22 protein-coding genes and 1 tRNA gene are annotated in these 23,043 nt (G+C 65.1%); 7 read left to right on the forward strand and 16 right to left on the reverse strand.

The annotated features are described in order from the left end of the window. Window positions 1-6: 6 nt before the first annotated feature. Window positions 7-735: an endonuclease/exonuclease/phosphatase family protein gene (locus tag ACK4SV_RS06550; protein WP_409917010.1), complete on the reverse strand. Its 729-nt coding sequence runs from the start codon at window positions 733-735 to the stop codon at window positions 7-9. A 139-nt stretch (window positions 736-874) separates the two neighbouring features. Between ACK4SV_RS06550 and ACK4SV_RS06555 the strand changes: the two genes are divergently transcribed. Both ACK4SV_RS06555 and ACK4SV_RS06560 read left to right on the forward strand, forming a co-directional pair. Beyond that, window positions 875-1,537, forward strand: a complete 663-nt coding sequence (locus ACK4SV_RS06555; protein ID WP_409917011.1) for a hypothetical protein — start codon at window positions 875-877, stop codon at window positions 1,535-1,537. A gap of 6 nt (window positions 1,538-1,543) precedes the next feature. Then, complete coding sequence (locus ACK4SV_RS06560; protein WP_409917012.1) at window positions 1,544-2,299, forward strand: hypothetical protein; 756 nt, start codon at window positions 1,544-1,546, stop codon at window positions 2,297-2,299. 79 nt (window positions 2,300-2,378) lie between these two features. Here ACK4SV_RS06560 and ACK4SV_RS06565 read toward each other — a convergent pair. Next, window positions 2,379-2,454: transfer RNA gene (locus ACK4SV_RS06565), tRNA-Thr, on the reverse strand. Between the two features lie 127 nt (window positions 2,455-2,581). Here ACK4SV_RS06565 and ACK4SV_RS06570 point away from each other — a divergent pair. Beyond that, entirely contained in the window at window positions 2,582-3,784 is a 1,203-nt protein-coding gene (locus ACK4SV_RS06570) for a DUF418 domain-containing protein (RefSeq protein ID WP_409917013.1), read from the forward strand. A gap of 64 nt (window positions 3,785-3,848) precedes the next feature. Then, entirely contained in the window at window positions 3,849-5,576 is a 1,728-nt protein-coding gene (metG, locus tag ACK4SV_RS06575) for a methionine--tRNA ligase (protein ID WP_409917014.1), read from the forward strand. Between the two features lie 64 nt (window positions 5,577-5,640). Here metG and ACK4SV_RS06580 read toward each other — a convergent pair whose 3' ends face one another. The 12 genes from ACK4SV_RS06580 to ACK4SV_RS06635 all read right to left on the reverse strand — a co-directional run bounded on the left by ACK4SV_RS06580 (window position 5,641) and on the right by ACK4SV_RS06635 (window position 18,886). After that, complete coding sequence (locus ACK4SV_RS06580; protein WP_409917015.1) at window positions 5,641-6,315, reverse strand: DUF938 domain-containing protein; 675 nt, start codon at window positions 6,313-6,315, stop codon at window positions 5,641-5,643. After that, window positions 6,305-7,327, reverse strand: a complete 1,023-nt coding sequence (locus tag ACK4SV_RS06585; RefSeq protein ID WP_409917016.1) for an aldo/keto reductase — start codon at window positions 7,325-7,327, stop codon at window positions 6,305-6,307. The genes ACK4SV_RS06580 and ACK4SV_RS06585 overlap by 11 nt, the downstream gene beginning before the upstream one ends. A gap of 4 nt (window positions 7,328-7,331) precedes the next feature. Then, window positions 7,332-9,083, reverse strand: coding sequence for a class I adenylate-forming enzyme family protein (locus ACK4SV_RS06590; RefSeq protein WP_409917017.1), 1,752 nt, complete (start codon window positions 9,081-9,083; stop codon window positions 7,332-7,334). A gap of 174 nt (window positions 9,084-9,257) precedes the next feature. Then, window positions 9,258-9,902, reverse strand: a complete 645-nt coding sequence (locus ACK4SV_RS06595) for a hypothetical protein (RefSeq protein ID WP_409917018.1) — start codon at window positions 9,900-9,902, stop codon at window positions 9,258-9,260. A gap of 128 nt (window positions 9,903-10,030) precedes the next feature. Beyond that, window positions 10,031-11,953, reverse strand: a complete 1,923-nt coding sequence (gene dxs, locus ACK4SV_RS06600) for a 1-deoxy-D-xylulose-5-phosphate synthase (protein ID WP_409917019.1) — start codon at window positions 11,951-11,953, stop codon at window positions 10,031-10,033. Between the two features lie 36 nt (window positions 11,954-11,989). Then, a complete protein-coding gene (locus ACK4SV_RS06605) occupies window positions 11,990-12,886 on the reverse strand; it encodes a polyprenyl synthetase family protein (protein ID WP_409917020.1) in 897 nt (298 codons plus the stop codon). Between the two features lie 12 nt (window positions 12,887-12,898). Next, window positions 12,899-13,144 (reverse strand): exodeoxyribonuclease VII small subunit, encoded by a 246-nt coding sequence (locus ACK4SV_RS06610; RefSeq protein WP_409917021.1) that lies wholly within the window; start codon window positions 13,142-13,144, stop codon window positions 12,899-12,901. A 95-nt stretch (window positions 13,145-13,239) separates the two neighbouring features. Beyond that, window positions 13,240-13,842 (reverse strand): histidine phosphatase family protein, encoded by a 603-nt coding sequence (locus ACK4SV_RS06615; RefSeq protein ID WP_409917022.1) that lies wholly within the window; start codon window positions 13,840-13,842, stop codon window positions 13,240-13,242. A 103-nt stretch (window positions 13,843-13,945) separates the two neighbouring features. Continuing rightward, window positions 13,946-14,800 (reverse strand): signal peptidase I, encoded by an 855-nt coding sequence (gene lepB / locus ACK4SV_RS06620; RefSeq protein WP_409917023.1) that lies wholly within the window; start codon window positions 14,798-14,800, stop codon window positions 13,946-13,948. Between the two features lie 110 nt (window positions 14,801-14,910). Then, entirely contained in the window at window positions 14,911-16,017 is a 1,107-nt protein-coding gene (locus ACK4SV_RS06625) for an MBL fold metallo-hydrolase (protein ID WP_409917024.1), read from the reverse strand. Between the two features lie 12 nt (window positions 16,018-16,029). Beyond that, window positions 16,030-17,100: a pseudouridine synthase gene (locus ACK4SV_RS06630; RefSeq protein ID WP_409917025.1), complete on the reverse strand. Its 1,071-nt coding sequence runs from the start codon at window positions 17,098-17,100 to the stop codon at window positions 16,030-16,032. 19 nt (window positions 17,101-17,119) lie between these two features. Continuing rightward, complete coding sequence (locus tag ACK4SV_RS06635) at window positions 17,120-18,886, reverse strand: acyl-CoA dehydrogenase (RefSeq protein WP_409917026.1); 1,767 nt, start codon at window positions 18,884-18,886, stop codon at window positions 17,120-17,122. A 116-nt stretch (window positions 18,887-19,002) separates the two neighbouring features. Here ACK4SV_RS06635 and ACK4SV_RS06640 point away from each other — a divergent pair, with 116 nt between their 5' ends. Genes ACK4SV_RS06640 through ACK4SV_RS06650 form a run of 3 tightly spaced genes read left to right on the forward strand, consistent with a single transcriptional unit; the run spans window position 19,003 to window position 21,855 of the window. After that, window positions 19,003-19,692 carry a YceI family protein gene (locus tag ACK4SV_RS06640; RefSeq protein ID WP_409917027.1) on the forward strand — a complete coding sequence of 230 codons (690 nt, stop codon included), beginning with the start codon at window positions 19,003-19,005 and terminating at the stop codon, window positions 19,690-19,692. A 6-nt stretch (window positions 19,693-19,698) separates the two neighbouring features. Continuing rightward, window positions 19,699-20,883 carry a cytochrome b/b6 domain-containing protein gene (locus ACK4SV_RS06645; protein WP_409917028.1) on the forward strand — a complete coding sequence of 395 codons (1,185 nt, stop codon included), beginning with the start codon at window positions 19,699-19,701 and terminating at the stop codon, window positions 20,881-20,883. Window positions 20,884-20,916: 33 nt separating this feature from the next. Further along, on the forward strand, window positions 20,917-21,855 hold the full coding sequence (locus ACK4SV_RS06650; protein WP_409917029.1) for an L-threonylcarbamoyladenylate synthase: 939 nt from the start codon (window positions 20,917-20,919) through the stop codon (window positions 21,853-21,855). A 9-nt stretch (window positions 21,856-21,864) separates the two neighbouring features. On the opposite strand, the gene ACK4SV_RS06655 is transcribed toward ACK4SV_RS06650, so the two are convergent. Then, window positions 21,865-22,077 carry a DUF3126 family protein gene (locus ACK4SV_RS06655; protein WP_409917030.1) on the reverse strand — a complete coding sequence of 71 codons (213 nt, stop codon included), beginning with the start codon at window positions 22,075-22,077 and terminating at the stop codon, window positions 21,865-21,867. Window positions 22,078-22,166: 89 nt separating this feature from the next. Beyond that, window positions 22,167-22,979 carry a serine O-acetyltransferase gene (gene cysE, locus ACK4SV_RS06660; protein WP_409917031.1) on the reverse strand — a complete coding sequence of 271 codons (813 nt, stop codon included), beginning with the start codon at window positions 22,977-22,979 and terminating at the stop codon, window positions 22,167-22,169. Between the last annotated feature and the right edge of the window lie 64 nt (window positions 22,980-23,043).

Genomic DNA, 23,043 nt, shown 5'->3' on the forward strand with positions numbered 1-23,043 from the left:
CTCAAGTCAGGTCTGGACCGAGTTTTGTGCCGACTTCATCACGTCGAAATCGACTACAACGCCGAAGTGGTCTGATCGCTTCCGGCCGTCGGCCAACTCGGCGGGAAGACCGTACACTTTTATCACCTGGACGTCTCCGGCTCCAGCAACATGGTCGATGGCCCTGGCGCCAACGCTCTCGATCTCCCCCGCAGTCACGATCCTGTATCCTGCAAAGGCCGCCTCCAGAAGTTCATACGAGCGCTTCGGGCCCCAGACCCGCGGGATGAATTGGTTGAAGTCGCCGAGCACGATGACAGGTCCTTGATCCCGCCATCGCCGGAGCAGTGGTGCGAGGTCTTCCAGGAAGCGCTCGTGCTGGGTCCACGGCTTTGCGCGCGTTTCCTGGCTGACGGGACTTGCGAAGTTGTACGGGATGCACACACCGACGATCCGTACCAGCTTGCCTGCAAACAGTGTGGTCCCTGTAATGGCGCTGCCGGTCGTCTCAAGTTGTTCAATAAGCTCGATGCCGCCCCAGCTGTTCTGCGACCACAGCACCACTTTGCGTTCATCTGGATGCTCGTCGCTCCAGGCAACGCCGGGCGCTGAGATGGCATAGCCCCCGAGCGGCGCCGCAGATGCGTTCCACGCTTCGGTCAGGCATACGAGGTCGGGATTGAGCTGCTGGATTTCTGCGAGCAAGGACCGGGCCTGCCATGATGAGGGAGCATGCCGCGCGATATTCCAGTTCACGATCCTCAATTTACTGGCCTCGTTCTTGTGCAGCGATTTTGTCCTACTCCCACCGAACGTCCACGAACACCCCCGGAACCGTATTTGACATTAGCCGCAACTTGCCAACCGATCTGGGCAAACTCCGGAGGCAGATGGCATGGGCGGGCTTGGATCAGGCGGTCACAACAGCAAGGGGCGACGCATTGTCGAAGGCCAGTACCGGCTGGATGCATCGGACCTGAAGCGACGGGGATTGTGCCGGACGGGCAATATCTCGCACCTCTACTGGAAGGGAAGCGATGGCGCTCCTGGCCCCTCGTTGAAAGCAATCGGCGGCGAGGACGCTATCACGCTGGTCTATTCCTGGAAGCGCGGCGACGGTCCCTGGCAGCAGCACGAGGAACGCGTCGCACTGCGCCACCACGAACGCCACTTCGGAGGATGCGAGACCTATTTCCTCTGCCCGCGCTGTGCCTGCACCGTGAAGCGGCTGTATGGCGGGGGCGTGCGCTACCTTTGCCGGACGTGTCACAACCTGGTGCACGCCTCGACGCAGGAACGGCCGGGCAACCGCGCTACACGCAAGAACCAGAAGCTTCGCCGTAAGCTGGGCGCGGAGATCGGTCTCGGCGACTGCATCGGACCAAAACCGAAAGGCATGCACCGGAAGACGTTCGAGCGGATCAGCGAGCAGATCCATGCGGCTGAAGCGGAGGTGTATGACGACATGCTTGTGCTGCTGAACCGGATGCAGCGGCGCACTGGGAACCACTCAGCCCGGATCAGCGGATCACAGAACCGCGGCGATTTCTGGAGGTAGACGAATATGAGCGAACAGGCTGTCTTGATCCCGAATACCCTGCCGCCGTCGCCCTATGAAACAGCGCTGCTGCCCTGGGAGGATGCCGAAGCGTTCGGCCAGCTGAGGGAAGAGTACTTCATCGCCTACCCTCCGGGATGCCCGGCGGCGCGGCATGTCCTCGAACAGCTGGTCTGGTGTGACTGGCGCCGGCGGCGCCTGGTACTCGGCGAGCGGGCCCTCCACATGGCGAGCCTGGATAACCGCACCAGCGGAGAATGCCGCGATAGCCTGTCTCGGCGAGCACTTGCAGTTTCAGGGGGCACGCGGCCGGAGATTTCTTCAGCCGGGGCCATCAAGAATGAAGACGAAGACGACGCCGAAACCGAGCAGATGTGGGCCGGCATGGTGGAGCAAGCGGAGACCGCCGAAAGCCTGCTCGAAGCTGATGGCGCGGATTGCTTTGCACAGGCGTTCGCATGCCTGCCGGAAGAAACTGCCGAATGGTTTTTGGAAACCTGCGAGACCGAGGAGAAGTACAACCAGGACCGCGAAAGCCTGCTGCGGTTTCTGTCCATCGAAGTGCTGCCCTTTTTCCGCAAACATCGTGCGGGTGCTCAGGCTGGCCCCACCGTGCGTCTTCAGGCCTGGGGCGAGAGCCTCGACCCGCACCGGATGGACCGGCTGATGCAACTCGATGAGCGGCTGACACGGCAGTATGAGAAGCTCCTGGGGATGCTTGAGCGGGCGACAGCGCGACGACTTCGCGCTGCTGTGAAGTGATTTGGCACGAATATGGCACGATTTTCTGGACCGAGCGGCTATAAGATGACCAAAGAACCCGCCAAGGCCTTGTTTTTAATGGTGCCGGCTGCAGGACTCGAACCCGCGACCCTCTGATTACAAATCAGATGCTCTACCAGCTGAGCTAAGCCGGCACGAAGCTGGCGTTAGCGGAAAGGGCCGGGAGGCGCAAGCCGCAAGCGCCAGCCGGGAAACCTTCGCTTGCCGGTGTGTCCCGGATGAGGTATTCATCGATTTACGATAAAATCCGGGGGAGACATCATGGCTGAGACATCTGTTTCCACGGGCGTTTCTACAGGCGCTTCCACTGGCCGCGCGCTGATGCCGGACCTGATCCGCGCTTTTGCCCTGTTCGGCATTGCAGCGGTCAATGTGATGCTGTTCTCGCAGCCGATGACCACCGGTTTCGTTGATGGCGGGCTCGACCAGCCGCTCGACCAGGCGGCCTTCCTGGGCATGACCGGCCTGTTCCTGATGAAGTCCTATCCCCTGTTCTCGACGATGTTCGGGGCGGGCCTCGCCTACCAGCTCTACGCGGCGGAGCGGGCGGGCGCACAGTTTGCGCCCCGTTATTTCCGGCGGATGGGCGCGCTGATCGGGCTGGGTATCCTGCACTTCATCTTCTTCTGGATCGGCGACATCCTGCTGACCTATGGCCTGCTCGGCTGCATCCTGTTTGCGATGCGCGGCACGAGCCCGAAGACGCTGGTACGCGTGGGCATCATCCTCATTGCGGTCAACACGGCATTGATGCTCTCACTTGGCGGCCTGATGCTGCTTGGCGAGACCTACGCGCCGGAGCAGATGGTATTCGATTACAGCCCGATGACCGAAGCCGCGCTGGCGGCGCTGGGGGCTGGGAGTTTTGCGGATGCGGCGGCCTGGCGGGCCAGCCAACTGCCCATGTTCCTGCCCACCGTTCTGTTGACGCAAGGGATCGCCACGTTCGGTTTCTTCTGTTTCGGGCTTGCGGCCGTCAAGAATGGTGTGATCGACAATCCGGATGCGCCGATCTGGCGCCTGTCACGGCGTGTGTTCCTGCCGATCGGGCTCGTGGGCAGCTTTGCAGGCGGGTGGATGCTGATGCAGGCGCCGTCCTCGACGGGCAGCCAGTTCATGCTGGGCTCCGGGGTTGTCATGGCGTTCTCGGCCTTTTCCTCGCTGGGCTATGCGGGACTGATCGCGTCGATTTCCACAGGTGAGCCGGGCCCCATCCGGCGTTTCCTCGCCCGGGCGGGATCGGCCTCGCTGACCGCTTACCTGCTGCAATCGGTGATCTTCTCGCTGATCTTCACCGCCTATGGCCTCGGCCAGTATGGCCAGATGACCGCCGGTCAGGCCATCGGCACGGCCGCGTTGGTCGCCCTCGCCTCCCTCGTATTTACAGGGCTTTGGCGCAGCTTTGCCGCGCGGGGGCCGATGGAGGTGCTGCTGCGCCGTGTGACCTATTGGGGCCGCGCCTAGAGCTTTCCTTTACCTCCGGGGGCGTTAAAAGGCGCAGTTCGCAACTGCAGCCCTGAAAGTCCCTATGACCCAGCCCCGGCGCATCCTGATCACGTCCGCCCTGCCCTATATCAACGGCGTCAAACATCTCGGTAACCTCGCCGGATCGATGCTGCCGGCGGATGTGTATGCGCGGGTGATGCGCCTGAAGGGTCATGATGTGACCTATATCTGCGCGACCGATGAGCATGGCACGCCGGCCGAGCTCGCCGCGCAGGCCGCCGGGCAGAGCGTGCAGCAATATTGCGACGAGCAGTATGAGATCCAGCGCAGGGCCGGCGAAGGCTTCAACCTCTCCTATGACTGGTTCGGGCGCACCTCGCGGCCCGCGAACCACGCGCTGACGCAGCATTTTGCGCAGATGCTGGAGCAGAAGGGTCTGATCGAGGAACGCACGTCCAAACAGGTTTACTCTGTCGATGATGGCCGCTTCCTGCCCGACCGCTATGTGGAGGGCACCTGCCCGCATTGCGGCTATGAGAAGGCGCGCGGCGACCAGTGTGACAGCTGCGGCCGCCTGCTCGACCCGACGGACCTCAAGAACCCCTACTCCGCCGTTTCCGGCAGCCGGAACATCGAGGTGCGCGACACCGTGCACCTCTATCTCAAACAGACCGGGATGCAGGACACGATCCGCGCCTGGGTGAACGAGAAAGGCGCAAACTGGCCGCAGCTGGCGGTGTCGATTGCCAACAAATGGCTGGACGAAGGCCTGATCGCCCGTTCGATCACGCGCGACCTCAGCTGGGGCGTGAAAGTGACGGATACGGACGGAAATCCGCGCCCCGGATTCGAGAACAAGGTGTTCTATGTCTGGTTCGATGCGCCGATCGGCTACATCTCCGCCACGCAGGAATGGGCCGAGGCAACTGGCAAGGACTGGGAGGTCTTGTGGAAGCGCGACAAGGGCGCGGACGAGACCGAATACGTTCAGTTCATGGGCAAGGACAACGTGGCCTTCCATACGGTGAGCTTCCCGGTGACGTTGCTCGGTTCGGGCGAGCCGTGGAAGACGGTGGACAAGCTGAAGGCCTTCAACTGGGTGACCTGGTATGGGGGCAAGTTCTCTACCAGTCAGAAGCGCGGCGTGTTCATGGATCAGGCGCTGGATCTTCTGCCTGCGGATTACTGGCGTTGGTATCTCATCGCCAATGCGCCGGAAGGCTCTGACGCGGCCTTCACCTGGGAAGGGTTCCAGGCGGCGGTGAATTCCGACCTTGCGAATGTGCTTGGCAATTTCGTCAACCGGATTACCAAATATTGCGCTTCGAAATTCGATGGGAAAGTGCCGGAGGCCGGCACGCCCGGCGAGGCGGAAGCGTGGATGGAGCGCGAACTTGCCGAACGGCTGAAGGCGCTGAGCGCGCATTATGAGGCGATGGAGTTCCGCAAGGCGGCGGCCGAAACGCGCGCGATCTGGGCGGCGGGGAACGAATACCTCACCAAGGCGGAGCCCTGGGTGAAGTACAAGTCCGATGTGGACGGCGCAGCGGTCGGCGTGCGCGCGGGGCTGAACCTTGCCGCGATCTTTGCGATCATTGCCCAGCCGATCATTCCGGAGGCGGCGAAGAAAGTGCTCGATGCGCTCGGCATTCCCGAAGGCAACCGCACATGGCCGGACTGGCAGGACAAGGGCCTGCTCGATGCCCTGCCCCATGGCCATGCGATCACCCCGCCGGAGGTCCTGTTCCAGAAGATCGAGGATGCACAGGTCGCCGAATGGACCGAGCGGTTCGGCGGCGGGAAAGCCTGACGCACCTGCCGCGTACGGACGGGCCGGTGCGAATACGCGCCGGTGCCGATCAGGGCGCAGAAGATCAGTCGTCCGGTTCCTGAACTGTCTTTCGGAAGAAGACGGTGAGGTTGTTCGCGGGCATGTCGACAAGGTCGTGAAGCTCCAGCCCTGCCTTGTGGGCGATGGGCCGGAGTTCGCTGTCGAGGTCGCGGACGCCCCATGAGGGATTGCGGGCCTTGAGGCTCTGGTCGAATGCTGCATTCGAGGGGGCGATCTCGCCGCCCCGCGCAAAGGGGCCGTAGAGGATCAAGAGGCCGCCGGGCCGCAAGAGCCGCCCTGCTCCAGCGATCAGGCCTTCTGCGGCGGCCAAAGGCGCGATGTGGATCATGTTGGCGCTGAAAATTGCGTCCCACTCTCCGGCAAGTTCTGCTTCGCCCCATTCGTCCGCAGACGCATCAAGCGTGAGCGGCCCGCGCAGGCGGCCTGTCTTGTCCATCGCCTGCCAGGCGCGCTGGCTGGCGAGACTGTCTTCGTCAATGTCGGAATAGGTCCAGTCGATGCCTTCCATTTCAGCGCTGAGGAAGGCGCCATGCTCGCCGGTGCCGGACGCGATTTCTAGGAGGCGCGCCGGTTGCGGCAGGCGGGGCTTCAGCACACGGAGGATCGGTTCGCGGTTGCGCGCGGCAGACGGCGAATAGCGCCGGCCATCGCCGCTCTCGCCCCGATCTTCCAGCGCGACGGGCGGCCTATCCGCCATGCGCGGCTTTCTCGAACTCGTACATCTCGGTCGTCACCGTCGCCTGCCCCATGGCGTTGTAGCGCGGGCCGGCGGCGCGTTCCGGCGCGAAATGCGCGTCGAGGCGCGCAACCTGCTCCGGCGTCAGCTGGACCGTCGCGGCGTGGTGGTTTTCCTCAAGGTGGCTGAGCTTAGTCGTGCCCGGGATCGGGATGACATGCTCGCCCTTCGCCAATGTCCAGGCGAGGGCAAGCTGGGCGACGGTGCAGCCCGCTTCGTTGGCGACTTCGCGCGCCGCATCGAGCAGCGGGAGATTGGCGGGATAATACGCCTCCGAGAAACGCGGGAACATCATTCGGCGCAGGTCGGATGGATGGAAGCTCGCCGGGTCTGCGGGCGGATCTGCCAGGAAGCCGCGCCCGACGGGTGAGAAGGCCACGAGCGCCGTGCCGAGCTGTGCGCAGGCGTCCAGCACCGCGATTTCCGGATTGCGGACCCAGAGGGAGTATTCCGATTGCAGCGCCGCGACCGGGTGCACGCTGTGGGCGCGGCGCAGCTGCTCCTCGCCCATCTCCGACAGGCCGATGAAGCGGATCTTCCCGTCCCGGACAAGATCGGCCAGCGCGCCGGCGGAGTCTTCCACCGGCACCTTCGGGTCCGGACGGTGAAGGTAGTAGAGGTCAATCACATCGGTGTGCAGGCGCTGCAGGCTTGCCTCGCAGGCGGCCTTGATGGCTTCGGGGCTTCCATCAAGATAGCGCTGCCCGTCCCTGAAGCCGAGCACACACTTGCTCGCGAGGAAGTAGTCCTGACGGCGATGGCCGAGGGCCTCGCCGATCAACTCCTCGCTGCGGCCGAGGCCGTAGATCGTGGCGGTGTCGAGGAAGTTGCAGCCGATATCCAGCGCACGCTGGAGCAGGTGTTTCGCATCCCCCTCTTCTATGGGCGGGCCATAGGCATGGGTGATGTTCATGCAGCCGAGGCCGATGGGGTAGACGTCCCGGTCCCCGATACGGCGTGTACGGAGGGTCATCGCGTTACACCCGATCGCGGAAGCGCTGGCGCAGCTCCGCCTTCATGATCTTGCCATTGGCATTGCGCGGCAGCGGATCGGCCTGGAACTGGATCTCGACCGGCACCTTGAAGGCTGCAAGCTGGCTGGCGACATGCGCACGCAGCTCGGCTTCTGTCGCGGCCTTGCCGGGTTTCAGCTGCACGACGGCGCCGACTTCCTCGCCCAGCACCTTGTGCGGGATGCCGACCACGGCGGCGTCCATGACGGCGGGGTGGTCGTAAAGCGCGTTCTCGACCTCGATACAGTAGATGTTCTCGCCGCCGCGGATCAGCATGTCCTTGGCCCGGTCGACGAGATAGAGGAAGCCTTCCTCATCGATGCGGGCAAGGTCGCCGGTGACGACCCAGCCATTGCGGAATGTCTCGGCGGTTGCGTCGGGCCGGTTCCAGTAAAGCCGGCAGTTCGACGGGGCCTTGCACCAGAGTTCGCCGACGTCGCCGCGGGGCAGCTCCCTGCCCTCGGGATCGCAGACCTTGATCTCGACGGCCAGTGGCGGCGCTCCGGCGCTGGAGGGGCGGTTCACATAATCCTCGCCGATGTTCAGCGTGGCGGTCGCGCAGGTTTCCGTCATGCCCCAGCCATTGCCGGGGGCGGCTTCGGGGAAGCGCTTCTTGATGGTTGCGACCAGCTCCGGCGCCGAGGGCGCGCCGCCATAGGACACAACCGCGATGGAGGAGAGATCGTACTTGTCCCGGTCGGGATGTTCCAGCAGTTGCCAGGCAATCGCCGGCACGCCGCCGATGGAGGTGATCTTCTCCGCCTCGATGATGGGGAGGGCGTCGCCCGCATCCCATTTATACATCGAGACGATCTTGTCGCCGCGCAGGGCTGACGGAATGAGGATCGCGAATGCGCCGGTGGCGTGGAAGAACGGCACCGACAGAAGGGTGGCGCGCATCGCGTCGGGGTCTGGCGCGGGCACGGCCTCGCCCTTGCGCAGGTACATCCGCGCCTGGCAGGTCATCGAATTGAACATGTTCGAGATGACAGCGCGGTGGGTGGCGAGGGCGCCTTTCGGCTTCCCGGTTGTGCCGGAGGTATACATGATCGTGGCGTCGTCATCTGGAGCCAGCTCGACACCCGGCGGGCCGGCATCCGGGAGGTCTGCCCAGCTGTTGGCGTCCCCCACGATGGCGCCGAGCGATGAGACGCGCGGATCGGCGATCTGGTCGGCGCTGTCGCGGGCGATGAGAATGTGCTGGAGGTCCGGCAGGCGCTCCAGATTGGCGCGGATGCGCTCATAGATCTGGCCATCGGCGATGGCGAGCTTCACGCCTGCAAAGGAGAGGCCGTATTCCAGCTCCTCGCCCGTCCACCAGGAATTCATCGGCGTGGCAATCGCGCCAAGGCTGAGGGCGGCATAGAAGCCGAGCGGCCATTGCGGATAGTTGCGCATAATGATGGCCACGCGGTCACCCTTGCGGATGCCGTACCTGTCGCGCAGCTCGGCGGCGAGCCGCCGCACGGCGAGGTGCAGGGCGCCGAAAGTGACGCGTTCATTCTGGTAGACGAGATAGGTGCGCTCCGGGAACTGCGTGGCGGCGGCCTCCAGGATGAATGGGATGGTCGGGGGCGCGCTCTTGTAGACCTTCATTGGGATGCCATGGATCACGGCATCCTCCAGCTCGACCGGAGAGCCCGGCCCGGCGAGGGCTGCATTGGCGGCGTCTATGGACATAGCCGGCCAGCCCGGCGGCAAGGTATCTGATGACATGGCGTTTCCTCATCCGGCTGTTTTTTCCAGACAACCACGCTCCGCGCCGCGATTGAAGGGGGCCGCAGCGGCAAGCGCGCGCCGGAACGCGAAATTCCGGCAGCGCCTCCAGAAAAACACCCCTCCGGCACGGGCCGAAGGGGTGTGTTGCTTCCCGGCGCTGGCGCGCCGGACCTATTTTCCGAATTCGCAGACGCGCACAGACCGTACCGTGCCGTCCCGGTCTGTCACCCGATAGGTCGGGCCGGTGACGTTCGGCTCGTCACACAGATAGCCAATCTGGTACATCGCCAGCAGCGGCTCGTTGCCCGGCTGCAGGGCGTGGGCGGTGAACAGGTCAATCGCGTCCTCATGCCGGCCGAGCGCCATCAGGGCCTCGAACCGTTCCATCCGGGTCGTGTCCGGCGAAGCGAGGGCAGCGTTGAGGGTTTCGATGCGGACCTGCGTTGCAGGCAGCTTTTCGGCGGCGCGCCGGGCCCAGGGGGTGCCGGGGAAATCGCGGATCACTTCGTCATAATAGCCGGCAGCGGCGGAGAGGTCATACCCGCCGGGGCCTTCGCTGAGTTCCCCGAGGCGGTAGAGCACTTCAGCCTTTTCGGCGGCGCTGAGGTTGGGATCGCCGGCCAGCTGCATCAGCCGGTGGATCGCTGCAGGAACGTTGCCGGCAGCGGTCAGGGTTTCCGTGGTCTCGATGCCCAGCGCGAAGGTGGAGGGCAGTTCGGTCACGGGCGGCGGGGCCACCGGCGGCGTTTCCGGCTGGCTGGCGCAGGCGGTGATCATCAGCGCCGAGACGGCGGCGGCAGTCAGAATACGCATCATCTGTCAGGCTCCTTGGCGTAAGCCGAGACGTCCCCGGCACATTTCAGATTCTCCATATCGCGCAGAACCGCGCGCGCACAGGGCATAATTGAGATGATCTGGGGGCAATCGTGGCGGGGTTTGGCCCGTCAGGCTGTGGCGAGACGCTCGATGGCCGCAAGGTCGCCGCGCCCGAGGGCCTCGATGGCCCGGGCGGCGATGTGGCGGGCGGTGAGGCCGGCAAAATCATACATCGCGGCCGGCGTGTCCTGGTCCTGGAAAATGTCCGGCAGGGTCATCACGCGGACCTTCAGGCCTCTGTCGAGCGCGCCGCTATTGGCCAGTTCTTCGAGCACGAAACTGCCGAACCCGCCCTTCGCGCCTTCCTCGATAGTAATGAGCACTTCATGCTCGCGCGCGAGGCGGGCGATTAGGGTTGTATCGAGCGGCTTGGCGAAGCGGGCGTCCGCCACCGTGGCGCTGAGGCCCTGGGCGGCAAGCATGTCGGCGGCCTTCAGCGTTTCGGCGAGGCGCGTGCCATAGGAGAGCACCGCGATGGAGGTGCCCTCGCGCAGGATGCGGCCCTTACCGATCTCGAGCGCGGTCAGCACGTCCGGAATCTCAACGCCGATCCCCTCCCCGCGCGGATAGCGGAAGGCGCTCGGCCGGTCGTCGATTTCGAGGGCGGTCTTCACCATGCGGGCAAGGTCTGCCTCATCACCGGCGGCCATGCAGATCATACCCGGCAGTGCGCCGAGATAGCCGATGTCAAAGCTGCCGGCATGGGTCGCGCCATCGGCGCCGACGAGACCGGCGCGGTCAATCGCAAAGCGGACGGGCAGCCGCTGGATGGCGACATCATGCACCACCTGATCATAACCGCGCTGCAGGAAGGTCGAATAGATCGCGCAAAAGGGCTTCATGCCATCTGCGGCAAGGCCGGCGGCGAAGGTGACGGCGTGCTGCTCGGCGATGCCGACATCGAAATGTCGCTCCGGGAAGCGCTTGCCGAAGATGTCGGTGCTGGTACCGGACGGCATGGCGGCGGTGATGGCGCAGATACGGTCATCGGTTTCGCCGAGCTTCGCGAGCGTCTGGCCGAAGACCTTCTGATAGGCCGGCGGGCCGGCGGCGCCCTTGGCCTGCTCGCCTGTGACGACGGAGAATTTCGAGACGCCGTGATACTTGTCGGCGGAGTTCTCGGCCGGTGTGTAGCCTTTGCCCTTCTGCGTCACGACATGCAGGAGGATCGGGCCGTCCTGCATCGCCTTGATGTTCTCGAGGATCGGCAGCAGCGTATCGAGATCGTGCCCGTCGACCGGGCCGACATAGTAGAAGCCCATCTCCTCGAACATCGTGCCGCCCATGGCGAAGCCGCGCAGGTATTCCTCGGCACGGCGGGCGGGTGATTCGAGGCCCATCGGGCCGACGACTTTCTTCGCGATGCGGCGCAGCCCCCGATAGGGCCGCGAGGAAACGAGGCGGGAGAAGTAATGGCTCATCGCGCCGACCGGCGGGGCGATGGACATGTCATTGTCGTTCAGAATGACGATCATCCGGGTGCGGTCGGCCCCGGCATTGTTCATCGCCTCATAGGCCATGCCGGCGGACATCGAGCCATCACCGATGACGCAGATGATATGGTTGTCGCCGCCGGTGAGATCGCGCGCCTTGGCAAAGCCCAGGCCGGCGGAGATCGAGGTGGAGGCATGGGCAGCGCCAAAGGGGTCGTATTCGCTTTCCGAACGCTTGGTGAAGCCGGAGAGACCGCCGCCCTGGCGAAGGGTGCGCATCCGGTCCTTGCGGCCGGTGAGAATCTTGTGGGGATAGCACTGGTGGCCGACATCCCAGATCAGCTTGTCAGCCGGGGCATCGAACACGGCATGGATGGCGACGGTAAGCTCGACCACGCCGAGGCCTGAGCCGAGATGGCCGCCGGTGACCGAGACGATATCAATGACTTCCTCGCGCACTTCCTGCGCAAGTTGCTTCAGATCCTGCCGGGACAGGTCCTTCAGGCCGGAGGGATCATTGATGGAATCGAGCAGGCGGTTCGGACGGATATCTGTCATGACTTCAAGGCATTTCCTCGGACGTATCCGCCGGTTCTAACGGGGCCGGTTCAGAACGTACTCTACGGAATGCAGGAGTATGTCGGCCTTGTCACGAAAAATCGCCAGATGTTCCTTGGCCTGAGCGGCGAGGAGCCGCACCCTCTGCCGGGCGCCGTCTACGCCCAGAAGTGTCACGAAATTCGCCTTTCCGGCGCCCTTGTCCTTGGCGACGGCTTTGCCGACGATGGATTCGTCGCCCTCGGCGTCGAGGATGTCATCGGCGATCTGGTAGGCAAGGCCGAGATCATTGGCGAAGCCGGCGAGCGCATTGCGCTCCGCCTCGCGGGCGTGGCCGATGATGGCGGCTGATTCCATCGCATAAGAGATCAGCGCGCCGGTCTTCAGGCGCTGCATCCGGGTGATCGTGTTGAGGTCGCGTGGGCTTTCCTCTTCCAGCATGTCGATCATCTGGCCGCCGACCATCCCGCGCGCGCCGGCCGCATCGGCCAGGCGCTCGATCAGGTGAACGCGGATGGCGGGGTCTTCGTGCGTCTCCGAGGAGGCGAGGATCTTGAAGGCGAGGGTCAGGAGCGCGTCGCCTGCCAGCACGGCAGTCGCCTCGTCGAAGGCCTTGTGGACGGTCGGCTGGCCGCGCCGGAAATCGTCGTCGTCCATACAGGGAAGGTCATCATGGACGAGGGAGTAGCAGTGCACGCATTCGAGCGCCGCAGCAGTGCGCAGGAGGCTCTTTTCGGAGGCGCCGAACATCGCGCCGGTTTCCAGCACGAAGAAGGGCCGCATCCGCTTGCCATTGGCGAGGGCGGCATGGCGCATCGCGCGCATCAGGTTCGCCTCGGGGCCGCTGGCGGGCGGGATCAGCTGGTCGAGCGCCACCGTCACCCGGTCGGCCACTTCCTTCAGCCGCTGCTCGAAATTAGTTACAGCCCCCATGCGCGCCGGGCCCTAGTCAAAAGCGGCCGGTTCTGTAGCCGGGCCGGAGGCGCCCTGCACGATCTGTTCGACCTTGAGTTCGGCAGATTTGAGCCGGGTTTCGCAATGCGCCTTCAGGGCGGCGCCGCGCTCATAGATGGCGATGGATTTCTCGAGTTCGACCTCGCCGGCTTCAAGCTGGCGGACGATGCCTTCGAGTTCGGCGAGGGCCTCCTCGAAGCTCATCTTGTCGACGGGTTTGGTCTTGGTGTCTGCCATTTCTGGTCCGTTCTGCCCGGTTTATTCCCCTGTCTAGTGCCGGGGATGAGCGGGTACAACCGGAATCGGGCCGGGAGCAGCTTGCAGCGCGCGTCTCAGCGGCCCCGGAATTTGTAAACCCGGTAGCTCCAGTAGCGGTCACCGCCATCCTGCACGCAGGCCCAGCCGATGCGGCGCAGTTCCGGGCGCAGCATCCGGTTGAACCAGCCATGGGCGGCCAGGTAGATCTTTCCGGCTTCGGAGGCTTCGTGCAGCTTCTGGGCGGCGGCGGCAGCGCGCTGGCGGGCCTCGCCAATCGATTCGCCGTCCATCGCATGACCGGCCAGCCAGGCAGAACGGGCAAGGACATTCCAGGTCTTGGGCAGGGCTTTCATGCCGCCGATCTGCGGCGGGGGCAGCGGGGCCTCGTTGAAGAGAGGGTCATGGATTGCCGGCAGGTGCGGGGCGGCGAAGGCGGCGGTCTGCTGCGCGCGCAGGCGGCCGGACGCGAAGACGATGCTCGCGTCCTGGACGATCTGCTTGAGGCTGTCGGGCGCCTGCTGGCCTTCGGCCAGCGCGCCGGCTTCGTAGCGGCTCCACCAGTCAACGTAGCCCGGCCAGTCCAGCCGCGGGCCTGCGGCCCGGTCGAGCGCCGGGCGGCCATGGCGGGAAATGATGATCGGCCCGCGCGCCGGTGCTGACGATGTCTGTTCGGGCATCGCGGTTCCTGGGAGGTGGCTCATGGCAGCGGCCCCGCGCCCCTGCCCGTGACCCGCACTAACGGGCTTGGACCCGGTGGGCAAGCAATGGTTTCGGCCCGTTTCAGAGCCCGCGCCAGAGCCGCTTCTTGCACGGCTCGTCATTCAGGATGCGGCAGCGATAGAAGGACATGAGCACGGTGTCGGCCCGGCCGATCAGGTGATCGAGCGGCACGAAGCCGACCGAGACACGGTTTTCGTCGATGGGCTGGCGCAGCGTGCAGTCTGCTGTGGAGACCACGCCGTCCACCGGCGGGCAGTGGCCGGAGAGTTCGCGGCTGTCGAGCGAGTTGTTGCGGTTGTCGCCCATCATGAACATGTGGCCTTCGGGCACGATGAACAGGAGCGTGTCATCCACCGGGTGGCCGCCTGCCCCGCGCCGGGTGATCCAGGAGATATCCCCGACGGTTTCTTCCCATTCATAAGCGCGGTCGGACATGTTCGAGCCGTGCGGGAGATAATCCACCATCCGCAGGAATTTGGCTTCGACAGGCTGGCCGTTCAGGACCAGCTGCTCGTTCAGGATCTGTACCCGGTCGCCCGGCAGGCCGATGACGCGCTTGATCATCACCTTGCCGGTATGGGGATGTTCGAACACGACGACTTCGCCATGCTTTGGCGTGCGCGGGAAGAAACGGCCCTCGCCCAGCGGCAGATAGCGCCCGATGCTGAGCGGAAGGGAGAAACGGCCATAGCCATAGGCGAACTTGGCGACGGCCACCCGGTCGCTGACCTCGAGGCTCGGCACCATGCTTTCGGACGGAATCACCCGCTGCTCGTAAAAGAGGCCGGTGAACAGGAGGAAGGCCGGCACGACGATGGCCAGCGTGGCGCCCCATTCGCGCAGCTCCTGGCGGACCTTGTCCCAGAAGGTTGCGGGCGCCTTCGCCTCGCTCAACGCCGCTTCGTCTTGTGACATTCCAACCTCGATTGCGGTCTGACCGGGCTGTCTTAAACGAAAAAACCGGCTCCTGCGAAGGCGAAAAGGCCCGGCGGACTGCTATTGGCCCGCCTGTGCCAGCCCCCGGGTCAGGCCAGTTCGTAAAGGGTGACGCCCGTGGAAGCGGGGCGGGCGGTCACCTCGCCCCGGTGGATCAGGTAATTGATGTGGGCGAGCGCCTCGCCGGTGGCCATGCCCATCTCGTCGGGCGCGATGGCGCGGCCGAAGATGGAGGTGAAGGTCTCCGGCACTTTCACTGGGCCTGCAGCCATCTTCTGGCGCAGGCGCGTCAGGGAGGTTTCATGGCCCTCGATCAGCCGCTTCAGGCGTACATGGGCGCCGGTGAAAGGCTCGTTATGGGCAGGGAGGATGAAACAATCTTCCGGCACGGCGGCGAGGAGCTTCTCGCAGCTGCGCAGCCAGTCATCGAGCGGGTTGGCTGCTGGCTCTGTCGGATGGACCGAGACATTGGAGGAGATACGCGGCAGGAGCTGGTCGCCCGAAATCATCAGGTTGAGCGCCGGGCTGAACAGGCAGGCATGTTCGGGCGAATGGCCATTCCCCATGATGACGCGCCAGTCCGTGCCGGCCATCCGGAAGGTCTCGCCATCAGAAAGGCGGCGGAAGGAATCAGGCATCCGGCTGACACCCCGGCCGAAGCCGCCGAAGCGCTTGCGGTAGTTCTCGATGGCGTCCTCGCCCCAGGCGGCGCGGCGGTAGAAATCAATCCCGGCCTGCGGGGCCTCGCGGCCCGTATCCGCAATCAGCATCCGGCAGGAGGTGTATTCGAGCCGGCTCATCCAGAGCTCAGCGCCGTATTTGTGGCAGAGCCAGCCAGCCGAGCCGACATGGTCCGGGTGCATATGGGTGACCATCACGCGGCGGAGCGGCTTTTCCGGCGTGACGCGCGAATCGAGGATGCGCTTCCACGCGTCCTTGGTTTCGGGAAGTGGCAGGCCGGTATCCACGATGGTCCAGCCATCGCCGTCATCGAGGATCCAGACATTGATGAATTTCAGCGCGAACGGCAGCGGCATCCGCGCCCACTCTATGCCGGGGGCGAGCCGGATCGTTTCGCCGAGTTCGGGTACCATCTCACCGAGGGGGAAGACGAGGCCCTTATGGTGAACCGGTTCAGTCTGAAAGCCATCCATCGGCGCAGGATAGGCGCAGGAGCCCTCCCGTCGAGCCGTCACGCTGGGGAAGGATCATTTGATCGAGGTGCGCGGGCGCGGCGGCAGCTTGGTGCGCCTGAATTTTGCGCCCTTGAGGGGATTCGGCCCGCCGGACGGGGCAGCAGGCGGGGGAGGCTTGCCCTTTGGGCCGGGTTTTCCGGTGGGCTTTGCACTCGCCTTTCCGGCTGGCTTTGCGCCTGGCCGAGGTGGCCGGGGCTTGTCTGAACCCGGCTTGCCGGATGCCGGCCTTGAGGGCCGAGGGCCGTCCGGGCGGGCTGGACGCGGCGGGCGGGGCGAGCGTTGGGTTGGTGCCTCTTCAGCGTCTTCTGAAACGCCCCCCTTCCCGGCGGCGAGCAGCGCGGCGCGTTCTTTCGCGCTCAGGGGCCGCCATTTGCCTTCGGGAAGGCTTTCGAGCGCGATGGGGCCAATGCGGATACGCTGGAGGTCCTGCACGCGCAGATCGACGAGATCGCACATCCGCCGGATCTGGCGGTTGCGGCCCTCTTTCAGGGTGAAGCGGAGAAGCTGGCCGCCCATCCGCTCGACCTTTGCGGGCCGGAGCTTGCGGCCATCGAGTTCGAGCCCATGGCGCAGGCGCTCGATCTTGCCGGCGTCGATGTCGCCCTTCACGCGGACGATGTATTCCTTGTCCATCTCGCTCAAGGGACCGATGATCGCCTTGGCGAGCACTCCGTCCTCGGACAGAATCAGGAGGCCGCGGGAATCCTTGTCGAGACGGCCGAGCGGCGCCATTCGGTTCGAGCGGCCCGGAATGGCGTGGGCCTTGCCCTTGAGGTTTTCCTCCGTGACCAGACGGATAGCAGGCGTCTCACCGGGCTCGGGCGTTCCGGAGACCAGACCGACCGGCTTGTTGAGAATGACAGAGAGCTGATTATCGAGGCGGCGGGAGGCGCCGCTGGTCAGCGTCAGCGTCTGGCCCTTGCTAATGCGTTCGCCCGGTGTGGTGACAGCAACCCCGTCGAGTTCCACCAGGCCTTTTTCCAGCAGCGCATCCGCCTCACGGCGCGAGCAGACGCCTTCCAGCGCGAGCCATTTGTTGATCCGCATTGGCTCGTCGCCGGGATAGGTCTTGCTCCAGCTCATCGTCCCTGCCCCGACAGTCTCAGACGCCGAAGAGGGCTTCGCTGCCCTCGATGAAACGTGCGCCGCCTTCGGTGATGGCCGGCACACGGCCCGGCGCGGCGGCGAGCGCGGTTTCGGCGAAGTATCCGGCAAGGGCAAGCTGGCGGGCCCGCTGGGCGGGGTCAAGCGCGCGGGCGGCGATGGCGCCCCTTGCGAGGAAATGCCCGCCGATGACATCGCCGGAGAGGGCGAGATATTCGGTCGCGCCGGCGAGGGCTTTCTCCGGCTCATCCGGCAGGGTGCGGACCATCCAGTCGCTCGCCTCGGTCAGCGCGGCAGCGGCGGCTTTCAGCCGGTCGGCGATCTGGACAAGTTGCGGATCATTGGTGGCGCGCGCCTCGCGCACGGTTTCCTCGATCTCGGTGATCATGGCGCGCATGGACGCGCCTTTCGTGCCGGCGAGCTTGCGGCCGACAAGGTCGATGGCCTGGATGCCGTTGGTGCCTTCATAGATGGGCGCGATGCGGGCGTCGCGGTAAAGCTGGGCGGCGAGGGTTTCGTTCATGAAGCCCATGCCGCCATGCACCTGCACGCCGAGACTGGCGACATCGACGCCCATATCCGTGCTCCACGCCTTGGCGATGGGGGTCAGCAGGTCTTCGCGCACGCGCGCCGCGGCGCGGGTTTCGGCGTCCGGTGCGGCATGGGAGAGGTCAGCTGCGACAGCGCAGGCATAGCAAATGGCGCGGGCGGCTGCGACGCGGGCGCGCATGGTCGTCAGGGTACGGCGCACATCGGCATGGTGGAGGATCGGCGCCGGGCCGGTGACGCTCTCGACGCGGCCCTGCTTGCGTTCCTGGGCATAGGCGAAGGCGGTCTGGTAAGCCGCTTCGCCCACCGCAACGCCTTCGAGGCCGACATTCAGGCGGGCGGAGTTCATCATCGTGAACATGCAGGCGAGCCCCTTGTTGACCTCGCCGATCAGCCAGCCTTTGGCGTCTGTGTATTCCATCACGCAGGTCGGGCTGCCATGGATGCCCATCTTCTTCTCGAGGCCGATGCAGCGAACGCCGTTGCGCGCGCCCGGTGTTCCGTCCGCCTGCGGAATGAATTTCGGCACAAGGAAGAGCGAGATGCCGCGCGAGCCGGCCGGGGCATCCGGCAGGCGGGCGAGGACGAGATGGATGATGTTCTCCGCCATCTCGTGATCGCCCCAGGTGATGTAGATCTTCTGGCCGCTGATGGCGTAGCTGCCATCGTCCAAGGGTACGGCCCTGGTCTTGAGCGCGCCGACATCGCTGCCGGCCTGCGGCTCTGTGAGGTTCATCGTGCCGGTCCATTCGCCGGAGACGAGCTTCGGCAGGTAGGCGGCCTGCTGCTCCGGTGTGCCATGAGCGAGGAGCGCCTCGATGGCGCCGAAGCTCAGCATCGGGCAGAGGCCGAAGGCCATGTTGGCGCCGTGGAACATTTCCATGACCGCCAGGGCGAGGACTTTCGGCAGCCCCTGCCCGCCCCATTCCTCTGGCACGGAAAGACCCATCCAGCCGCCTTCCCGGAAAGCGGTATAGGCATCGGCAAAGCCCGGCGGGGCGACAACGCCGTCATCGGTGAGCACCGCCCCGTGCCGGTCGCCGACCGGGTTCAGGGGCGCGAGGACATCGCGGGCGAGCTTTGCGGCTTCCTCGAGGATCGGGACGACAAGGTCGGGATCATAGGCAGCGAAATCTGCCAGCCCCTCGAGCTTTGAAATTCCTGCATGGGCCTCCAGCGCGAAGACAAGTTCGCTGACGGGCGCGTCGTAGGCCATGGGCATCCTTTCGGTTTGCGGATAGGTGATATGTCCGGCCCACGTTAATGAAGTGGTGCACGGAGCGGAAGAGTGCACTACCTTGTGCGCTGCACCATACAGAAGGGACTGATTCCATGCGTACCTTGTTGATTGCTGTCAGCGCACTGGCGCTTGCTGCCTGTTCCGAGACCGCCACCGCGCCAGGCGCGGCACCTGACGCCGCTGCACCGGCTGCGGTTGAAGAGCCCGTAGAGTTTGGCCGGGCCGGCACTTATGACCTCGACCTCAGCCATGCCTCGCTTATCTGGCGGGTGAGCCATTTCGGCCTGTCCAAATATACCGGCCGCTTCACCGATTTCTCGGCAACGCTGAACTTCAACCCCGATGACCCGGCGGCGACCAGCCTGACGGCGACGATCAACCCCCTTTCGGTCGAGACCGATTATCCTGGCGATTATGTGGGCACCCATCCGAACACCGGCTTCCAGTCCTGGAACGAGGACCTCGCCGAGAACCCCAACTGGTTCAACGGCGCCGAATTCCCGCAGATCACCTTCACCACCACCGGGATCAGCCCGGAAACCGCCTCGACCGGCAAGGTGACCGGCAATCTCAGCTTCCGCGGCGCAACCGTGCCAGTGACGCTGGATGTGAAATATAACGGCGTGGCCCAGTTCCAGTGGGCGCCGAACACCGATGTCATCGGCTTCTCGGCCCGGGGCACGCTGAAGCGGTCCGATTTCGGGATGGGGCACCTGCAAGGCCCGATCGGCGATGAGGTCGAGATTATCATCGAAGCCGAGTTCCGCGAGTCGGCAGGCTAAGCCTAAATGAGCGAGGCACGCGCCGAGCGCTATTCAGGGGTCGCCATTGCCCTTCACTGGGCGATGGCGGCCCTGCTGCTTTTCATGATCTGGCTTGGCTGGAACATGGATGACAGCGAGGCGCGCTATCAGCTGCACAAGTCCATCGGGATCACGATCCTGTTCCTGACGCTGGCGCGCCTTGGCTGGCGGCTGATGAACCCGCCGCCAGCCCTGCCCGCTGACATCAATCTCTGGGAGCGCCGGGCGTCTCATGCGGTGCAGTTCGGCTTCTATGCACTGATGCTGGGGATCCCGCTGGGCGGGTGGCTGATGGTGTCGGTCTCGCCCTTCCAGGTGTCGACCGTGCTGTTCGGGTTCATCGACTGGCCGCACCTGCCCTTCACGGCGGGGCTGCGCAGCGAGGACCTGTATGAGTTGGTCGAGAATATGCACTCCAAGGGCGCCTGGGTGATCCTCGTGCTACTGGGCTTACATGTGGCGGGCGCGGTGAAGCATGAGATGGGCGTCGAAGACGGCGTGCTGCGCCGGATGGTGCCGGGCGGCGGGCTGCCGGCGCAGCGCAGCGGCAACGCGGCGCGCAGTGCGGCCATCGCCTTTGGCGGCAGCGCGCTGCTGTTTGCGCTGATTGCAGGCTCCGCGATGCTGGGACCGGGCCGGACGGCTGCGGCCGAGCTGGCATCGGGCGGCGGGGGCAACTGGGCGGTGGATTATGACGCCTCCGAGATCCGCTTCTCGGGCGACAATGATGGCAACGCCTTCAGCGGCACGTTCCGGCGCTGGACAGCGGATGTGATGTTTGATCCGGATGACCTCGCCAATGCGTCCGTGACGGTGAATGTCGACACGGGCAGCGCGGCTACGGGCATGAGGCTCTATGATTCGACGCTGCGGGAGGCTGAGTGGTTCAACATCGCCGCTCATCCGCAGGCGAGCGTCGTGCTGTCCGATTTCGAGGCGCGCGGCGAGGATCGCTACCGGGCAACGGCGACGCTGACCCTGAAGGGCGAGACGGCCAGCGAGCGGCTGGAATTCACGCTGGTCATGGACGGAGATGAGGGCATCCTGTCGGGTGAAACTTCGTTCCGGCGGCGGGACCTCAACCTCGGCATGGCATCGGACCCGGACGGCAAATGGGTGTCGGACGAGATCGCCATTGCGATTTCAGGCCGGGCGAAGCGGCTGCGCTGATTGACCGGCCTGCCGGCAATGCTAAGGGCGGGCATGGCTGAGCCCGCTCCTTCCCCCGACCTTGCCTTGATCGAACAGGCCGCCGGTATCCTGAGAGCGGGCGGGCTGGTCGCGATGCCGACCGAGACAGTCTATGGGCTGGCGGCGGATGCTTCGAACCCGGAAGCTGTCGCGCGGCTCTATGAGTCGAAGGGCCGGCCAAGGTTCAATCCGCTGATTGCGCATGTGCGCGATGTGGAGATGGCGCGGCGCGAGGCGGTTGTCTCGCCGCTGGCAGGGCGGCTGATGGCGGCGTTCTGGCCGGGGCCGCTGACGATTGTGCTTCCGGTGGCGCCTGCGGGTACGGTGTGTGATCTGGCACGGGCGGGGCTGGAGACGGTGGCGCTGCGCTGTCCGGCGCATGAATGGGCGCGGGCGCTTATCCTGGCTTTTGGTGGGCCGGTTGTGGCGCCGTCCGCGAACCGGTCCGGCCATGTGAGCCCGACACTGGCGGCGCATGTGGCAGCAGACCTGGCAGGCAAGGTGGGGTTGATCCTCGATGCGGGCCCCTGCCCGGTCGGGATCGAGTCGACGATCGTGGCAGTGCACGGCGAGATTGTGACGTTGCTGCGGAGCGGCGCGGTGCCTGCCGGCGCCATCGAGGCGGTTATCGGCGGGAAGCTGGCGCGCGAGTCAGGCGGCGGGATTTCCGCGCCGGGGATGCTGAAATCGCATTATGCGCCAAAGGCGAGGTTGCGCCTGAATGTGCCTGCGCCGGAGGCCGGTGAAGGCTTTCTCGGCTTCGGCCCGGGCGCGGCGGACATGAACCTCTCGCCCGCCGGAGACCTTGCGGAGGCGGCGGCAAACCTGTTTGCGATGCTGCGGGCGATGGACACGCAGTTTGACCGGATTGCGGTTGCGCCGGTGCCGGCGGAGGGGCTGGGCGAGGCGATCAATGACCGGCTCGCCCGCGCCGCGCACCGCGACAGCTAAAGCACGGGCTCAGCCGCCGGTGATGTCTTCCTTCAGGACCGTCATCACGAACTGGTAGGAGGTTTCGCCCTCGTCTTCATCCTTGTAGACGACCGCGAGGAATTCGGCGCCGAGATAGACCTCGACCGAATCGCCCGTCTTTTCACGCGCCAGAAGGCGCAGGCCGGGATGCAGTTTTTCCTTGAGATAGGCTTCAAGGCGCAGGGTTTCTTCGCGCTCCATGACGGCACGTCCTTCTTTTGTTTTGCGTCGCGCCGGACCCTAGCCCGTTCGGACGGGAGTGCAATTGGCGCGCGGTAGAGAGCTGTGGTTCAGTCGGTCGCAGCGTCCGGAATGGCCTGGTCCATGGTGGCCGCAGGCTGGCAGCAGACCGGGCCGCCGACGATCTTCGCGGGGACACCGGCCACCGTGCAATAGGCCGGCACATCCTTCAGGACGACACTGCCGGCAGCGACCTTGGCTTCGTCGCCGATGGTGATGTTGCCGAGGATCTTGGCTCCGACCGACAGCAGCACGCCGCGCCCGATCTTGGGGTGACGGTCGCCGACTTCCTTGCCGGTGCCGCCGAGGGTGACGCCGTGCAGCAGCGAGCAGCCATCACCGACCACCGCCGTCTCGCCGATGGTGATCGCGGAGGCATGGTCGAGCATCACGCCGCGCCCGATCCGGGCGGCGGGGTGGATGTCGACATCAAAAAGCTCGGAGGAGCGGCTCTGGAAATGGAAGGCCAGAGTCTCGCGGCCCTGGCGCCAGAGCTGGTGGGCGACGCGGTAGGTCTGCAGGGCGAGGAAGCCCTTGAAGAACAGGAAAGGCTGCAACATGCCCCGGCAGGCGGGATCGCGCTCCAGCACGGCCTGCATGTCGGCTTCCGCCATCCCGATCAGCTCCGGCGCGGCGGCGTAGACGCCGGTGAGCACCTGGCGCACCTGTTGCGGGCCCATGGCCGGGGCGGAGAGTTTTTCGGCGAGGTGGAATGAGAGCGCCTCGCCGAGTGTCCTGTGCGACAGGATTGCGGCGCTGAGATAGCTGGCAAGGGCCGGCTCTTCTGCGGCAGCGGCCTGGGCTTCGAAGCGCAGGCGTTTCCAGGGCGGCGCCGGGGTGCCGATATCGGGATTGTCGATCATGCCGGGCGGCTCCTGTATCAGGGTTGGTTTGGAAATGGCACTGACGGCGCCGGGTTTCAATCCG

This window comes from Hyphomonas sp. (assembly GCF_046313735.1).
Classification (GTDB): domain Bacteria; phylum Pseudomonadota; class Alphaproteobacteria; order Caulobacterales; family Hyphomonadaceae; genus Hyphomonas.

What these genes read in the sequence shown, in the direction of transcription:
- cysE (WP_409917031.1), bottom strand. Translation starts at nt 22,979, where the DNA reads ATGATCGACAATCCCGATATCGGCACCCCGGCGCCGCCCTGGAAACGC.
- ACK4SV_RS06590 (WP_409917017.1), bottom strand. Translation starts at nt 9,083, where the DNA reads ATGTCATCAGATACCTTGCCGCCGGGCTGGCCGGCTATGTCCATAGAC.
- ACK4SV_RS06570 (WP_409917013.1), top strand. Translation starts at nt 2,582, where the DNA reads ATGGCTGAGACATCTGTTTCCACGGGCGTTTCTACAGGCGCTTCCACT.
- ACK4SV_RS06635 (WP_409917026.1), bottom strand. Translation starts at nt 18,886, where the DNA reads ATGGCCTACGACGCGCCCGTCAGCGAACTTGTCTTCGCGCTGGAGGCC.
- ACK4SV_RS06560 (WP_409917012.1), top strand. Translation starts at nt 1,544, where the DNA reads ATGAGCGAACAGGCTGTCTTGATCCCGAATACCCTGCCGCCGTCGCCC.
- ACK4SV_RS06555 (WP_409917011.1), top strand. Translation starts at nt 875, where the DNA reads ATGGGCGGGCTTGGATCAGGCGGTCACAACAGCAAGGGGCGACGCATT.
- ACK4SV_RS06630 (WP_409917025.1), bottom strand. Translation starts at nt 17,100, where the DNA reads ATGAGCTGGAGCAAGACCTATCCCGGCGACGAGCCAATGCGGATCAAC.
- ACK4SV_RS06605 (WP_409917020.1), bottom strand. Translation starts at nt 12,886, where the DNA reads ATGGGGGCTGTAACTAATTTCGAGCAGCGGCTGAAGGAAGTGGCCGAC.
- ACK4SV_RS06580 (WP_409917015.1), bottom strand. Translation starts at nt 6,315, where the DNA reads ATGGCGGATAGGCCGCCCGTCGCGCTGGAAGATCGGGGCGAGAGCGGC.
- lepB (WP_409917023.1), bottom strand. Translation starts at nt 14,800, where the DNA reads ATGTCACAAGACGAAGCGGCGTTGAGCGAGGCGAAGGCGCCCGCAACC.
- dxs (WP_409917019.1), bottom strand. Translation starts at nt 11,953, where the DNA reads ATGACAGATATCCGTCCGAACCGCCTGCTCGATTCCATCAATGATCCC.
- ACK4SV_RS06655 (WP_409917030.1), bottom strand. Translation starts at nt 22,077, where the DNA reads ATGGAGCGCGAAGAAACCCTGCGCCTTGAAGCCTATCTCAAGGAAAAA.
- ACK4SV_RS06640 (WP_409917027.1), top strand. Translation starts at nt 19,003, where the DNA reads ATGCGTACCTTGTTGATTGCTGTCAGCGCACTGGCGCTTGCTGCCTGT.
- ACK4SV_RS06595 (WP_409917018.1), bottom strand. Translation starts at nt 9,902, where the DNA reads ATGATGCGTATTCTGACTGCCGCCGCCGTCTCGGCGCTGATGATCACC.
- ACK4SV_RS06615 (WP_409917022.1), bottom strand. Translation starts at nt 13,842, where the DNA reads ATGCCCGAACAGACATCGTCAGCACCGGCGCGCGGGCCGATCATCATT.
- ACK4SV_RS06610 (WP_409917021.1), bottom strand. Translation starts at nt 13,144, where the DNA reads ATGGCAGACACCAAGACCAAACCCGTCGACAAGATGAGCTTCGAGGAG.
- ACK4SV_RS06585 (WP_409917016.1), bottom strand. Translation starts at nt 7,327, where the DNA reads ATGACCCTCCGTACACGCCGTATCGGGGACCGGGACGTCTACCCCATC.
- ACK4SV_RS06645 (WP_409917028.1), top strand. Translation starts at nt 19,699, where the DNA reads ATGAGCGAGGCACGCGCCGAGCGCTATTCAGGGGTCGCCATTGCCCTT.
- ACK4SV_RS06650 (WP_409917029.1), top strand. Translation starts at nt 20,917, where the DNA reads ATGGCTGAGCCCGCTCCTTCCCCCGACCTTGCCTTGATCGAACAGGCC.
- metG (WP_409917014.1), top strand. Translation starts at nt 3,849, where the DNA reads ATGACCCAGCCCCGGCGCATCCTGATCACGTCCGCCCTGCCCTATATC.